This is a genomic window from Candidatus Dadabacteria bacterium (genome assembly GCA_009840385.1).
In the GTDB taxonomy this organism is placed as follows: domain Bacteria; phylum Desulfobacterota_D; class UBA1144; order Nemesobacterales; family Nemesobacteraceae; genus Nemesobacter; species Nemesobacter australis.
Genome location: VXNX01000005.1, coordinates 90,844 through 103,667, shown reverse-complemented (window position 1 = coordinate 103,667; position 12,824 = coordinate 90,844). Strand labels below are relative to the sequence as shown.

The window sequence follows — 12,824 nt, the reverse complement described above, 5'->3', positions numbered from 1 at the left end:
TTAATGAGGATAAACTTCTCTTTTTTTCTCTACCTGTTTTTATCCTTCCTATTAATCATCATCCAAACATCAGTCGTTCCCACAACTTCTCTGGGCAAGTTCACCCCTGATCTTAACCTGATAATCATAATCTGCCTGGCAGTCAGAACTGAAATACCCTATCCGTTCACGCTTGCCACGCTAAACGGGTTTCTAATGGATATTTTTTCGGCCGGAACCTGGGGACTTCATACAATCACAAGATTCGCCGTGTTTCTCCTGCTGCGGGTGGGCCTGCACAATATCAATTACGACCGCAACCATCCATTTCTTCTGTCTCTGGCGTTTTTTACGGGAACCCTGCTTATGCACCTGCTGTTCCTAGTATTGCTTCTGTTCAAGCAAGATAGTGGACAGGCAGCGTTTCTCAGTCTTGAGCTAGCTCTCTATCAGGCTATCATTAACACAGTAGTCGGTGTTCCGATGATAATGCTTCTGAGAAAATTGGATGGAACTACTAAAGCGTAGACTCGCTATAGCATTTTCTTTATGCGTGCTGTTTTTCGTTGTCTTCTCGGCAAGACTGTTTTACCTCCAGATATATAAGGGTGAGGAATACAGGAGTTTTTCGGAGAGAAACATCCTGAGAGTACTTGAACTCCCCGCTCCCAGGGGGCGCATTTTTGACAGAAACGGGGAGAAAATTCTCTACAACAAACCGTCTTTTAACATACGTGTCTTTCCGAAAGAAATAACCGATGTCGAGAGTCTCGCGGAAAAGCTCTCGGGGATAATAAACATTCCAGAGAAAGAGCTTCTTAAGAAACTTCGAAAAATAGCGGGCATGAGAAGTTTCTACCCCGTTACAATCGCCAAGGACATAAGCAGGGAAGAGCTCCTTCTAGTTGAGAAGAACAAAGAAGCGTTAGAAGGCATATTCCTTGAATTGGGGCACAAGAGATTCTATCCGCACGGAGAAGCCGCCGCCGTGCTCCTTGGATACACAGGGATCGCCGATCCGCATGAAGTAAAAGCTGACCGTCGGATCAAGGCGGGAACCCAAGTCGGAAAAACGGGCGTGGAAAAAGTCTTTGACGACGAACTGAGAGGAACAAACGGTCTTAAATACCTCATGGTCAACGCACACGGAAAGGTAATCTCCGATTCTCTCTCCGCATTGTTGCCGTCCCGGAAGAACAAGGAAATGGTCGAGGGAAAAGATTTGCACCTCACAATCGACGCGCAATTGCAAAAAGTCGCTAACGACGCCTTGGGGAAGGAGAAAGGAGCAATAGTCGCAATGGACGTAAAAAACGGGGAAATCCTGGTAATGGTAAGTCGTCCGTCTTATCGCCCTGAGCATATCTCAAAAGGGATTTCGGGAGAGAAACGCAAAAAAAGAAAGAAAAAAGAATCCTTCTCCCTTCTTAACCGCTCAACCGAGGGAACCTATCCACCTGGGTCAGTACTCAAAATAATCACGGCCTTCGCATTGCTGGAGGAAAAAACGGTGGACCCCGAGTCGTCCGTATATTGCCCGGGCTATCGCTTAATAAGCGGAAAACGCTTTAACTGCTGGCGCGAGGAAGGTCACGGCCATATGAATCTTCTCTCGGCGATTGTTGAATCATGCGACGTATACTTCTATGAACTTTCCATGAAGCTTGGAGTAGACGGGCTCTACCCGTACCTGAAAAGGTTCGGATTGGGAGAGGAAACCGGAATAGAGCTTCCCGAAAAACACGGAGTGAGTCCGTCCAAGGCATGGAAAAGAAAACACTTAAAAGAACCATGGTATCCGGGCGAAACTGCAATGCTGGCCATAGGTCAGGGATACGTAACAACCACTCCTCTTCAGATAAATATGATGACTACCGCAATAGCAAACGGAGGCACCATAGTCAAACCGAAAATAAGAAAAACAGACAAAAAAACACCTCCGCGGATAACCGGAACGGTACAAAAACTTGACAAAAAGTCAGTGGCTTTTCTGAAAAAAGCGCTATACGACGCCGTACACGCCCAACGGGGCACGGGATTTTACGCAAGATCAAAAATATCACCTATCTCAGGCAAAACCGGGACGGCACAGGTCGTTTCGGCGCAAGTTGAATCAACTGAAAAACGGTTCATGGACCATGCCTGGTTCACCTCTTACGCACCATCAGACTCGGCGGAGATATCAGTAACCGTTTTGGTCGAAAACGGGGGCAGCGGAAGTGTGGCAGCGGCCCCGATAGCAAGAAAGATCATTGAAACCTATTTCAAACTTAAGAAGGAACGAAATGAGAACCGAATTGCCAAATCTGAGTAGATCCTCCTGGATATTGGGGCTGATTCTCCTGTTGTGCGCGGCGGGACTGGTCAATCTATACAGCATCTCTCAACTAGACGGTCTGGGCGCATTCAAGAAACAACTCATATGGGTTCTGGCCGGGCTGGTGGCCATGGCAATCATAAGCCGGCTAAAACCTCTAACGCTTGAAAGGCACTCGCTTACCTTTTACCTGCTTTTCCTTGGGCTGCTGGCGCTGATTTTCGTATTCGGGAAAACGGTGTCGGGATCAAGAAGTTGGTTCCAGATAGGCCCGATCTCCATTCAGCCCTCCGAATTCATTAAAATCGGGATAATAATGGTGCTCGCCAATTACTACGCAAACCAGGTGGCCGCAAAGGAAAATTACGGCCTGACGGATCTCGCTAAACCTATAGCTTTTCTGTTTCTCCCTACCGCGGCGGTCATCGCTCAGCCGGACATGGGAACCGCGATCACCATACTTCTTACAGGTTCAAGCATTATTCTTCTTCTGGGAATCAGCAGAAGAGCCCTGCTGAGAATAATAATCATAGCATTGGTATCCGTTGTGCCGCTCTGGCATCTTCTGGTCGAGGACTACCAGAAGGAAAGGATATATTCCTTCCTGGATACGTCCTCTGACCCTTTCGGAATAAGCTACAACTCGATCCAGTCCCAGATTGCGATAGGCTCCGGCATGGGTTTCGGAAAAGGTTTTTCTCTCGGTTCGCAGTCCAACTTGAATTTTCTTCCCGCGCATCATACAGATTTCGCATTCTCGGTAATTGCCGAGGAGTGGGGATTCCGGGGTTCTGTGTTTATCCTTCTTTTGTATTTCTCGATAATCCTTTTCATTCTCAACATTGCAACATCCTCAGAAGACCGCTTTGCGACGATCGCATGCCTCGGAGTCGCGGCGATGCTTTTCTGGCACGCCGTGATAAACATAGCTATGGTCACGGGACTTATGCCCATCATCGGGACTCCTCTTTTTTTCATCAGTTACGGAGGTTCGTCAACCCTGACGGCCTTTATCGGAATCGGCATAGTTCTTTGTCTTAGAAAGAAATAAACAGGGTCTGAAATCCAGACAAGCCGTAATGAAATCAGATTCTTGACAGAGAGTTAACATCAGATACAATCTACGCCGATTTGAGACGAGAGAAAGGGAAAAAACTGTTCTATCCTACGTCCTCAAACATATTTCATTTTATAAAAAACAACCAAAAAACAGCTCCTTTCATGTGGAGGTTCTTCATTTTTCTCACTGTTATGTGTATCTCAAGTGCTCTTCCGATTCCATTCACATCAGACATTCACGCACTTTCGAACGTAAATGACGTAGAGGAAATAGGTTTTGACGAGAAACTTGCATCCTCCATCGATCTTGACACGGAATTTCACGGAGAAAACGGAAAGACAGTGAGCATTTCCTCTTTTTTCGGACAGGAAAAACCAGTGGTTCTGAGTCTTGCCTACTTCACATGCCCAAGGCTCTGCCTTCTTGGGACAGACGGAGTCCTGGAAGTCATAAACCAGATGGATTCCTTCAGACCTGGCAAGGATTACACAGTAGTGACCATGAGTTTTGATCCCGAGGAATCCCCCGAGGTTATAGGCGCAAAGGCTGCAAGATACAGAAAAGCACTTGCAGACGGGGCGCAGGAGGCCGGAGACTGGCACTTTTTCACGGCGACGGAGGAAAACATACTGAGGCTCACCGACTCAGTGGGATTCCGCTTCAAAAAAGATGGAGAAGAGTTCGCTCATCCTTCGGGAATAGTGATACTCACGCCGGAGGGGGTAATTTCGCGATACCTCTACGGAGTTCAGTATGATCCCCGTAACTTCAAGTTATCGCTAATAGAAGCTTCGGAAGGAAAGATAGGTTCCTCGGAGCTGCTTAACAAGGTACTTATGTTCTGTTATCAGTTTGACCCGGTCGGAAAAAGATACGCACTCGCGGCCCTCAACGTAGTCAAGGCGGGAGGGATGGTAACTCTCGCGGTTCTCGTAACGTTTCTCTGCTTGATGTGGAGAAGAGAGAAGAAAATCCATTAACTATTTGCGGAGGTTGTAAATCATAAATGTCCACCTGGATACCGGAATCGGCTTCTAATCTCGCCGCAAGCGTTGATAACATAACCCTGTTCGTAACGATTGTATCGTTATTTTTCTTCATACTGATCTCGGCGGTACTCGTAGGTTTTTCAATCAAGTACAGGAGAAAAAGCGAGGACCAGGAAACCGCCTACATAACTCACAACCCGGTCATCGAAACCATCTGGACGATAATCCCGACCATACTGCTCATGGTCATCTTCGCGTGGGGATGGATAGCTTTCAAGGAACTTCGCAACCCTCCCCCAGAAGCAATCGAAGTTAACGTCGTGGCAAAACAGTGGCTTTGGGAATTTGAGTATTTCACCGGCAAGAAATCGCTTAACGAACTGTTCGTACAGCAGAACAAGCCGGTCAGGCTCATAATGAGGTCAGATGATGTCATTCACAGCTTTTTCGTTCCGCAGTTCCGCGTTAAACAGGATATTCTCCCGGGCAGTTACCAGCAGCTCTGGTTCACCCCGACCAAGGTCGGAACCTTTGACCTTCTGTGCGCCGAATACTGCGGTTCCGGTCACTCGCAAATGCTTGCCAAAGTAACCGTCCTGAGTCCGGAAGCATTCACAAGATGGGAAAAAGGAGACGAACTTGAAGACGGAGCCGCCGTGGCGGCAATCAGCGTATCCCCGGCGGAGAGAGGAAAGGACCTGTATTCCCAGAGAGGGTGTCTCGCCTGCCACAGCATCGACGGCAAAGAGGTTATAGGGCCTACTTTCAAGAACCTTTACGGGAAAACAGAGGATCTTGAGGATGGTTCCTCGGTCCTTGTGGACGAAAATTATCTAAGGGAGTCAATTTACGAACCTCAGGCAAAGATGGTAAAAGGCTACGCACCAACGATGCCTTCATTCAAGGGTATACTGTCTGAGGAAGAAGTAACCGCTCTTATCGAGTATATAAAAACGTTGAAGTAGAAATATCAAGGAGAAAAAGATGGCAAACGGAGCCATGACACAAACCCAGCATATACCGTTTTTAGCCCAGAAAGGTCTAAAGTCGTGGATTTTGACAACGGATCACAAGCGTATCGGGATCCTCTATCTCGTCACGATCTCGTTTTTCTTCATGGTTGCCGGTCTGGCGGCTCTTGGGATGAGATACGAGCTTATGACTCCCGAGCTTGACTTTTTCAGAACCCCGACGGAGTACAACGTAGCGTTCACGCTCCATGGTTCCTTGATGGTTTTCTTTTTCATTGTTCCAGGGATAGCAGCAAGCTTTGGTAATTTCCTGATACCGCTTATGATCGGGGCAAGAGACGTGGCGTTTCCAAGAATCAACCTGCTGAGTTTCTGGATATATCTTGTCGGAACCGCAATACTGCTCGGCGCGCTTCTGCAGCCGGCTGACACGGGCTGGACGTTCTACACTCCCTACAGCATTCAGACGGGCACCAAGGTAATACTAATAACTCTCGGGGTCTTTGTGCTCGGGTTCTCATCGATTCTCACCGGAATGAACTTCATAGTGACCATACACAAGCTGCGGGCACCTGGAATGACCTGGTCCAGGCTCCCGCTTTTCATATGGGCATCCTACGCGACCGCCATACTGCAGCTGCTAGCGACACCGGTTGTGGGAATCACGCTTCTTCTGCTTATAGCGGAGAGGGTATTTGACATAGGCTTTTTCGATCCGGCCAAGGGAGGGGACCCAATACTTTTCCAGAACTTTTTCTGGTTCTACTCCCATCCAGCTGTCTATATAATGGTTATCCCGGCCTTCGGAATCATCTCGGAGATAATTCCAGTTTTCGCAAGGAAACCCATTTTCGGATACAAGGCTATCGCGTACTCAAGCTTCGCGATAGCCATAATAAGCTTTTTCGTCTGGCTGCATCACATGTTCGTAAGCGGCATATCGGAAACGGCGGCGGCGATTTTCTCATTTCTGACCATGCTTGTCGCCATCCCCACGGCCGTAAAGGTGTTTAACTGGACCGCAACTCTGTACAAGGGATCAATAGACTTTCATTCATCCATGTTATACGCGCTGTCCTTCATAGTGCTTTTCACGGTCGGCGGGCTGACCGGAGTCTATCTGGGAGCCCTAGCCGTCGACGTGCACCTGCACGACACGTACTTCATAGTAGCTCACATGCACTACGTGATGATAGGAGGGACGGTGATGGGATTTTTCGGGGCCCTTCACTTCTGGTACCAGAAATGGTTCGGAAAGGTATTTAACGAACTGATCGCGAAAATCGCATGGTTCCTGATTTTCGTAGGATTCAACGTAACGTTTTTCCCGCAGTTCTTCATGGGTTTTCAGGGAATGCCCAGAAGATACGCGACCTACCCCGCCGAGTACATATCCTATCATTCCCTTTCGACCTACGGATCGTGGATACTCGGGCTCGGAATTATAATAATGACCGTGAACCTGCTCTTGCCGTTCTGGAAAAAAGGACAACTGCCGGAATCGTCAAACCCTTACGGGTCTCTCTCTCTTGAGTGGCAGGTTCCTTCTCCCCCATCTCATGAGAACTTTGTCGAAATACCGACTGTAACTGACTGGACTTACGCTTACGGGAAAAAATAGATCGGAGGCTAACGCAAAAAATGAGCAGCACAGTAGAACACGCCGAAAGCCACGCGCACGGACACGGACTCGGGGAGACCGTAACACACAACGCGGCGAAATTCGGGATGTGGCTTTTCCTCGGAACGGAAATTCTCCTTTTCGGGGGACTCTTCGCTGCATACGCGCTTTTCAGGGCAAAGTACCCGGATCTCTTTTACGACTCGCACAAAAAACTGGACGTGACTCTGGGCGCCGTGAACACCATTGTGCTCATATTCAGCAGTTTCACGATGGCTCTGGCGGTGTCGGCCTCGCAGAAAAGAAACAGGAAGTGGCTGATAATACTGCTTTCTGTAACCTTCGTATGCGGAGCGATCTTCGGGGTAAACAAGTATTTTGAGTACACCGCGAAGTTCCACCATCATATATTCCCCGATACGAACATATTTTACGCCCTTTACTTCATGATGACCGGGCTTCACATGCTTCACGTGTTTATCGGAATGGGAATAATTTTCGCCCTGATAATAATGGCCTGGCAGGGAAGATTTAAAGAAGGAAACAGATATACCCCGGTTGAGGTCGGAGGGCTTTATTGGCACCTAGTCGACCTGATCTGGATATACCTGTTTCCGCTATTGTACTTAATCGGGTAAACGGAGAAAGAAAATGAGCACACACAACCACACTGAGGAACATCATACTGGTCTGCGGGTATACGCCGCAGTATGTCTCGCACTGTTTGTCCTAACGGCGGTTACGGTATACGTCGCAAAGTTCGATTTCGGCGACCTCAACATCGTCGTCGCCATGTTTATAGCTTCAATAAAGGCATCAATCGTCGCCCTTTATTTCATGCATCTTAAATTCGAAGACAAGCTCACGTGGATATACGCTCTTTATCCTCTTTTTCTGCTTTTTCTCCTCATCGGTTTCACCATAATGGAAACCTTTACAAGGGTGCCGGTAATAAAGTAGCAATAAAAAACAGGCATGCTTGCAAAGACCGCTCTAGCCCTTCTGTTCATACTTCTTATCTGGGGAAACGCGGTATCGGGACTCAAGGCCGGACTCGCCTGTCCCGACTGGCCGCTCTGCCACGGGGAGATTATTCCGCCTTTCAGGTGGGACATATACGTCGAGTTTTCCCACCGAGTAATAGGCGGCATAACGTCCATAGTACTTTTCATCCTGTGTTACAGAAGGTTCCGCGCGTACAAAAAAAATTACAGAATACTTCCGCTGCTGGTAGTTCTGCTTCTTCTGTTTCAGATAGTGCTCGGGGGAATCGTAGTTCTCGCCAAGCTTCCCGTGAATCTGACGACGATTCATTTCACAAACGCCATAATAATATTTTCGATTACCCTCTACATGGTGTACTTTGACGGCGTCAGGCGGAAACCTGATTTCCATTTTTCGGGTCCAGCCGGACTTTTTTTCGCGCTTTTTGTGCTTGTATTCATCCAGGCCTCTCTGGGGGCATACGTAAGACATCTGGAGGCGGGGCTCGCGTGCCCTGATTTTCCCACTTGCCTAGGCTACTGGATTCCACCTGAACTTTCGGGCAAGGTGCTGGCACATTTCTCGCACAGGACAGTCGCCTACCTTCTTACGGTGTTATTTATCGGCGTAATGTTTATCTCAAGAAAATCCGAAAGACTTAAGGAAGCCCGAAAAAACATGTCATGGGCCGTTGCCCTGCTTTTTCTGCAGATCGGACTCGGAATTCTGGTCGTAACCTCAAAGCTTGTCTTTTACGTCACCGCCGTTCATCTCGCAATCGGTCTTCTCATACTTTCTCTCTGCCTCCTAACCTGGTTCAGGTATATAAGTAAAAACAGTGTCACCAAAGGAGCTTTCTAGATATGGAGGAAACGGAGAAAAAATCTGTGGGAACCATGGCGGTTTCCGCCGTTATTCTCTCAAAGCCCGGAATAATCATGAGCGTGGCGTTCACGGGCCTTGCCGGGATGGTGATAGCCAATCGCGCCTTCCCTTCCGGGCAGGTGGTTTTTCTGTGTGTCGCCTCGCTTCTTCTCAGCGCCGGGGGAGCGGCGATTCTGAACAACCTGCTCGACAAGAAAATCGACAGGCAGATGACCCGCCTTAACAAAAGGGTGGAAGCTCTGAGAACCCTCGGAGACCGGAATGCATGGGCAATCTCGATACTTATGATGGTCGTGGCCCTTACCGTATCGATTTCCTACTTTAACTACGTAAACGCGGCTCTTATTCTCCTGGCGATTCTTAGCTATACGCTAATCTACACCCTTTTTCTCAAAAGGACCTCCCCTTTCGGTACCGTCCTCGGGGGAATACCGGGCGCCCTCCCAGTGCTCATAGGTTACACCGCGATAAAACCCGTCCCGCAACTTGACGCGATAATCGTATTCATATTCATGATGCTCTGGCAACCTCCCCACTTCTGGGTGCTCGCACAGAAATACAGAAAGGATTACGAAAGAGCCGGAATAAACGTTCTTCCAGTGGCCCTGGGCACAAAGTACACGAACATGCTGATACTTATCTACTCCCTCTCCCTCATACCCCTGACTTTCATACTCTGGCTTACGGGAACAAACACGGTCTATTTTGCGGCTTTCGCGGCAATGGCGGGAATATATTTCAATTATCTGGTAGTAAGAAGCGTTTTCGCCAACCGCGGCTATGGAAAGGCATTCTCGGCTTCAATCATCTACATGCTTCTAATAATGCTCGGCATAGTGGTCGACATACTGATTAAATCAATGTCTCCCGTGGAAAGAGTCATTGGAAACCTTATGTAGTGACCGAGGGCAGAAGCCCTTTTAGCTCCTCAAGCGGCCGCGAAAGGGTGAGGATCGCCTCTTTCCAGAAATCTTTGCTCGTTATATCATCCCCAATGGACCTCTTAACGGCTCCCTCGGCGTCATCCGAGCCCGTGAGCCTGAGAAACTCTTCGTAGACGGGAATAAATTCCTCTCCGTACTGCCTGAATTTTTCGAAAAGAGCCCTGCTCAAAAGGTAGCCGAAGGTGTAGGGGAAATTATAGAAACTGACTCCCGTTATGTAGAAATGAAGTTTCGAGGCCCAGAAAAACGGATCGCATTCCAAGAGCACGTCCCCGAAAATTTCCTTCTGAGTCTCGGTCATAAGTTCTTTTAGCTCGCTTACGGTCAGTTCCCCCGCGGCACGCCGCTCGTAGAGCTTTCTTTCAAACTCATACCTGACCGGGATGTCGAGTAGATATATGGCCCCGTGATTTACTTCCGTGTCCCTCACAAGCACCTTGTCCTCAACGCTCGTCGAAGGATCGCGCAGCAGTCCTTCTGCAAGCAGCATTTCCCCGAAAGTCGAGGCGGTTTCGGCAAGCGTCATGGGGTAGAACTGAGCGTAGGAACGAAGGTCTCTCATTACGTGAGAATGAAATGCGTGACCCGCCTCGTGAGCTAGGGTAAGTATGTCGCCCACACCGGCGTTGTAGGTCATGAATATCCTTGACTCTCCGGTGAGAAGAGAACCCGTGCAGAAACCCCCTGGCCTTTTCCCATCCCTTACTTCCCAGTCTATCCATTCACTCCGGCATACGTGGTCAAAAAAATCGCCAAGGCGCGGATAAGCCGCGGAAAAGGAATCAGAAACCATTGATTTCGCCCCGCTCCACTCAACCCCGCCGGTCTTCCCCAGATCGATAGGAGCCCCCAGATCGTACCACGATACCCCGTCAAGCCCCATTGTCTCGGCCTTGAGTCTCAGTATGCTTCTTGGAAGCTCGACTGTGTCCCGAATAGCCTCCATCATTGAATCCAGAGTCTGTTTCGAGACTGCGGCGTCAAAAAGCGCCACGTTAAGAAAATGATCAATCTCCCTGTGCCTGTAAAGCGTATGCCTGGTTCCCGATATGGCGTTTATGGCCGCGGCAGCCACGTCTTCAAGACTTTCCCAGGCCGCGTTGCCGCCGGAAAAAGCGGCTTTGCGTATCTCCCTATGAGGACTCTCCATGAGCGACCTTCTCTGGGACATGGGAAGCCTTTTCTTTGTCCCGTCTGGATAGACCATCTCAAACGTCATCTTGGAAGAGACGGTATCGTAGATCCGGCCCCAGGCGCTTATCCCGTCGACTCCCAGTTCCGAGGCCAGAATTTCCTTGGGAGCAGACATGGTGAACCGGGAATTTCGCCAGACGCGCCTTACGTAGTAGGAAGCCGACTCTATATCCGGAAGAAAAGTAAATTCTGAAATCAGGTCTTCGTCGGCGTCCCGAAGCGCTCTTTGCAACTGAACTTCAAGCTTCTCGAGATCGGAGCCGAGAAGCGAGATGGCCGCCTCCTCGCGCAGGTAGTCCTCCCGGTTAGAATCCGAAGCGCTGAGACACCCTACGTAAGAACGTATATGGGAATATCTACTTATAAAGCCTTCTGTTTCCAGAAAAACATCTTTCCAGAACTCGAGGTTTTCGCCGCAAAGAGGATCAGAAGCCGAGGCCTTCTCGTCAAGACTTTTTATGCCGGCGGAAAGATTTTCTTTGAATTCTTTATACTCTGGCCCCTGAAATTCGGGGAAATAAGAAGTTAGATCCCAGTTCATATCTGTATTCTCCGAGCTTTGGTCCGTAGCGAGATTTCCGCCGTAAAAGCTTTTTCAGACCACAAATAATACAACAGAATCTGCTAATTGGAATAAACCTGTTTCATCCCTAGGGTATTTCTCAACCCGTCGTGTCGGCTTCCGTGGGAATAAAGCATTTGACATTACCACAGGCGTATATATTTTAACCCCCGGAATAATGAAAAAAGCTTACCTCGCACTTGAAGGCGGCAAAGTATTTGAAGGCACAAGCTTCGGAGCCCATGGAGAGGCAGCCGGTGAAGTTGTTTTCAATACTTCCTTAACGGGTTACCAGGAAATACTCACGGATCCTTCTTACAACGGTCAGATTATTGTAATGACCTATCCTGAGATAGGTAACTACGGAATCAACCCCGAAGATTTCGAATCAGAAAAGCCCCACCTAAGCGGTTTTGTCGTGAAAGAATACTGGGATCATCCAAGCAATTGGAGATCAAAGGAAAGCCTAGGCGACTTCCTATCAAGACATGGAATACCCGGCATACAGGGAATCGACACAAGGGAACTTACAAGGATCATACGGATCGGAGGAGCGATCAAGGGAATTATCTCAACGGCTGAAACAAGCCCGGAAGCTCTGATCGAAAGAGTCGAATCATCGCCGGGAATAGTCGGGCGCGACTTGGTGACGGAAGTAAGCTGTGCGCAGCCTTACGCATGGAAGGAAGGGACGGGAAAGTGGCGCTACGGCAGGAACAGTGACCCCGAACCCTCCAAAAGATTCAGGGTCGCCGTCTATGACTTCGGAATAAAGAGGAACATCCTCAGGGAGCTTTACGATCTTGGATGCGATACGATGGTTTTTCCGTCGAAAACAGATCCTAAGGACATACTGGCTTTTGACCCCGACGGAATTTTTCTCTCAAACGGGCCCGGGGACCCGGCCGCGGTCAAATACGCTTCCAAAAACGTAAGAAAACTCATCGGGAAAAAACCTATTTTCGGAATCTGTCTGGGACATCAAATCCTGAGTCTCGCGCTCGGAGGAAAAACTTTCAAGCTTAAATTCGGGCACCGCGGAGGAAACCAGCCGGTTAAAAATCTTGCAACGGGAAAGGTGGAAATAACTTCGCAGAATCACGGCTTCGCAGTGGATCCCGATTCGCTTGAAAGTAACGTCGCTATCTCCCATATAAATCTGAACGATCAGACCGTCGAGGGACTAGAGCACAAGGAATATCCCCTATCCTGCGTCCAGTATCACCCCGAAGCCTCGCCCGGACCGCATGACTCCTCCTATCTTTTCGGAAACTTCATCAGGATGATGGAGAATTTCTCTTCCTAAACGTCGAAGGTG

General features: G+C 48.8%; 12 protein-coding genes. 11 read left to right on the top strand and 1 reads right to left on the bottom strand.

Features of this window, described 5'->3' with window-relative positions; genetic code table 11:
• The first annotated feature begins 3 nt into the window (after positions 1–3).
• The 10 genes from mreD to cyoE all read left to right on the top strand — a co-directional run bounded on the left by mreD (position 4) and on the right by cyoE (position 9,705).
• The gene (gene mreD, locus F4X55_01970) at positions 4–507 is read left to right on the top strand and encodes a rod shape-determining protein MreD (protein MYC39777.1); all 504 of its coding nucleotides are present in this window, start codon (positions 4–6) and stop codon (positions 505–507) included.
• Positions 488–2,293 (top strand): penicillin-binding protein 2, encoded by a 1,806-nt coding sequence (gene mrdA / locus F4X55_01965; GenBank protein ID MYC39776.1) that lies wholly within the window; start codon positions 488–490, stop codon positions 2,291–2,293. Before mreD ends, mrdA begins: the two co-directional genes overlap by 20 nt.
• The gene (gene rodA, locus F4X55_01960) at positions 2,265–3,347 is read left to right on the top strand and encodes a rod shape-determining protein RodA (GenBank protein MYC39775.1); all 1,083 of its coding nucleotides are present in this window, start codon (positions 2,265–2,267) and stop codon (positions 3,345–3,347) included. The genes mrdA and rodA overlap by 29 nt, the downstream gene beginning before the upstream one ends.
• A gap of 170 nt (positions 3,348–3,517) precedes the next feature.
• Positions 3,518–4,336, top strand: coding sequence for an SCO family protein (locus F4X55_01955; protein MYC39774.1), 819 nt, complete (start codon positions 3,518–3,520; stop codon positions 4,334–4,336).
• 26 nt (positions 4,337–4,362) lie between these two features.
• Positions 4,363–5,310: a cytochrome c oxidase subunit II gene (coxB, locus tag F4X55_01950; GenBank protein MYC39773.1), complete on the top strand. Its 948-nt coding sequence runs from the start codon at positions 4,363–4,365 to the stop codon at positions 5,308–5,310.
• A 19-nt stretch (positions 5,311–5,329) separates the two neighbouring features.
• Positions 5,330–6,937 (top strand): cytochrome c oxidase subunit I, encoded by a 1,608-nt coding sequence (locus F4X55_01945; GenBank protein MYC39772.1) that lies wholly within the window; start codon positions 5,330–5,332, stop codon positions 6,935–6,937.
• Positions 6,938–6,957: 20 nt separating this feature from the next.
• The gene (locus F4X55_01940; GenBank protein MYC39771.1) at positions 6,958–7,575 is read left to right on the top strand and encodes a cytochrome c oxidase subunit 3 family protein; all 618 of its coding nucleotides are present in this window, start codon (positions 6,958–6,960) and stop codon (positions 7,573–7,575) included.
• A gap of 13 nt (positions 7,576–7,588) precedes the next feature.
• The gene (locus F4X55_01935) at positions 7,589–7,897 is read left to right on the top strand and encodes a hypothetical protein (protein ID MYC39770.1); all 309 of its coding nucleotides are present in this window, start codon (positions 7,589–7,591) and stop codon (positions 7,895–7,897) included.
• A 15-nt stretch (positions 7,898–7,912) separates the two neighbouring features.
• Positions 7,913–8,782, top strand: a complete 870-nt coding sequence (locus F4X55_01930) for a heme A synthase (GenBank protein ID MYC39769.1) — start codon at positions 7,913–7,915, stop codon at positions 8,780–8,782.
• 2 nt (positions 8,783–8,784) lie between these two features.
• On the top strand, positions 8,785–9,705 hold the full coding sequence (gene cyoE, locus F4X55_01925; GenBank protein MYC39768.1) for a protoheme IX farnesyltransferase: 921 nt from the start codon (positions 8,785–8,787) through the stop codon (positions 9,703–9,705).
• On the opposite strand, the gene F4X55_01920 is transcribed toward cyoE, so the two are convergent.
• Positions 9,698–11,485 carry a M3 family oligoendopeptidase gene (locus F4X55_01920; GenBank protein MYC39767.1) on the bottom strand — a complete coding sequence of 596 codons (1,788 nt, stop codon included), beginning with the start codon at positions 11,483–11,485 and terminating at the stop codon, positions 9,698–9,700. The genes cyoE and F4X55_01920 overlap by 8 nt on opposite strands.
• Before the next feature lie 199 nt (positions 11,486–11,684).
• Between F4X55_01920 and carA the strand changes: the two genes are divergently transcribed.
• Positions 11,685–12,812, top strand: a complete 1,128-nt coding sequence (gene carA, locus F4X55_01915) for a glutamine-hydrolyzing carbamoyl-phosphate synthase small subunit (GenBank protein MYC39766.1) — start codon at positions 11,685–11,687, stop codon at positions 12,810–12,812.
• Positions 12,813–12,824: the final 12 nt, after the last annotated feature.

Bases quoted from the DNA above. Each gene is read 5' to 3' on its own strand.
- mreD (MYC39777.1), top strand. From the start codon at position 4: ATGAGGATAAACTTCTCTTTTTTTCTCTACCTGTTTTTATCCTTCCTA.
- mrdA (MYC39776.1), top strand. From the start codon at position 488: ATGGAACTACTAAAGCGTAGACTCGCTATAGCATTTTCTTTATGCGTG.
- rodA (MYC39775.1), top strand. From the start codon at position 2,265: ATGAGAACCGAATTGCCAAATCTGAGTAGATCCTCCTGGATATTGGGG.
- F4X55_01955 (MYC39774.1), top strand. From the start codon at position 3,518: ATGTGGAGGTTCTTCATTTTTCTCACTGTTATGTGTATCTCAAGTGCT.
- coxB (MYC39773.1), top strand. From the start codon at position 4,363: ATGTCCACCTGGATACCGGAATCGGCTTCTAATCTCGCCGCAAGCGTT.
- F4X55_01945 (MYC39772.1), top strand. From the start codon at position 5,330: ATGGCAAACGGAGCCATGACACAAACCCAGCATATACCGTTTTTAGCC.
- F4X55_01940 (MYC39771.1), top strand. From the start codon at position 6,958: ATGAGCAGCACAGTAGAACACGCCGAAAGCCACGCGCACGGACACGGA.
- F4X55_01935 (MYC39770.1), top strand. From the start codon at position 7,589: ATGAGCACACACAACCACACTGAGGAACATCATACTGGTCTGCGGGTA.
- F4X55_01930 (MYC39769.1), top strand. From the start codon at position 7,913: ATGCTTGCAAAGACCGCTCTAGCCCTTCTGTTCATACTTCTTATCTGG.
- cyoE (MYC39768.1), top strand. From the start codon at position 8,785: ATGGAGGAAACGGAGAAAAAATCTGTGGGAACCATGGCGGTTTCCGCC.
- F4X55_01920 (MYC39767.1), bottom strand. From the start codon at position 11,485: ATGAACTGGGATCTAACTTCTTATTTCCCCGAATTTCAGGGGCCAGAG.
- carA (MYC39766.1), top strand. From the start codon at position 11,685: ATGAAAAAAGCTTACCTCGCACTTGAAGGCGGCAAAGTATTTGAAGGC.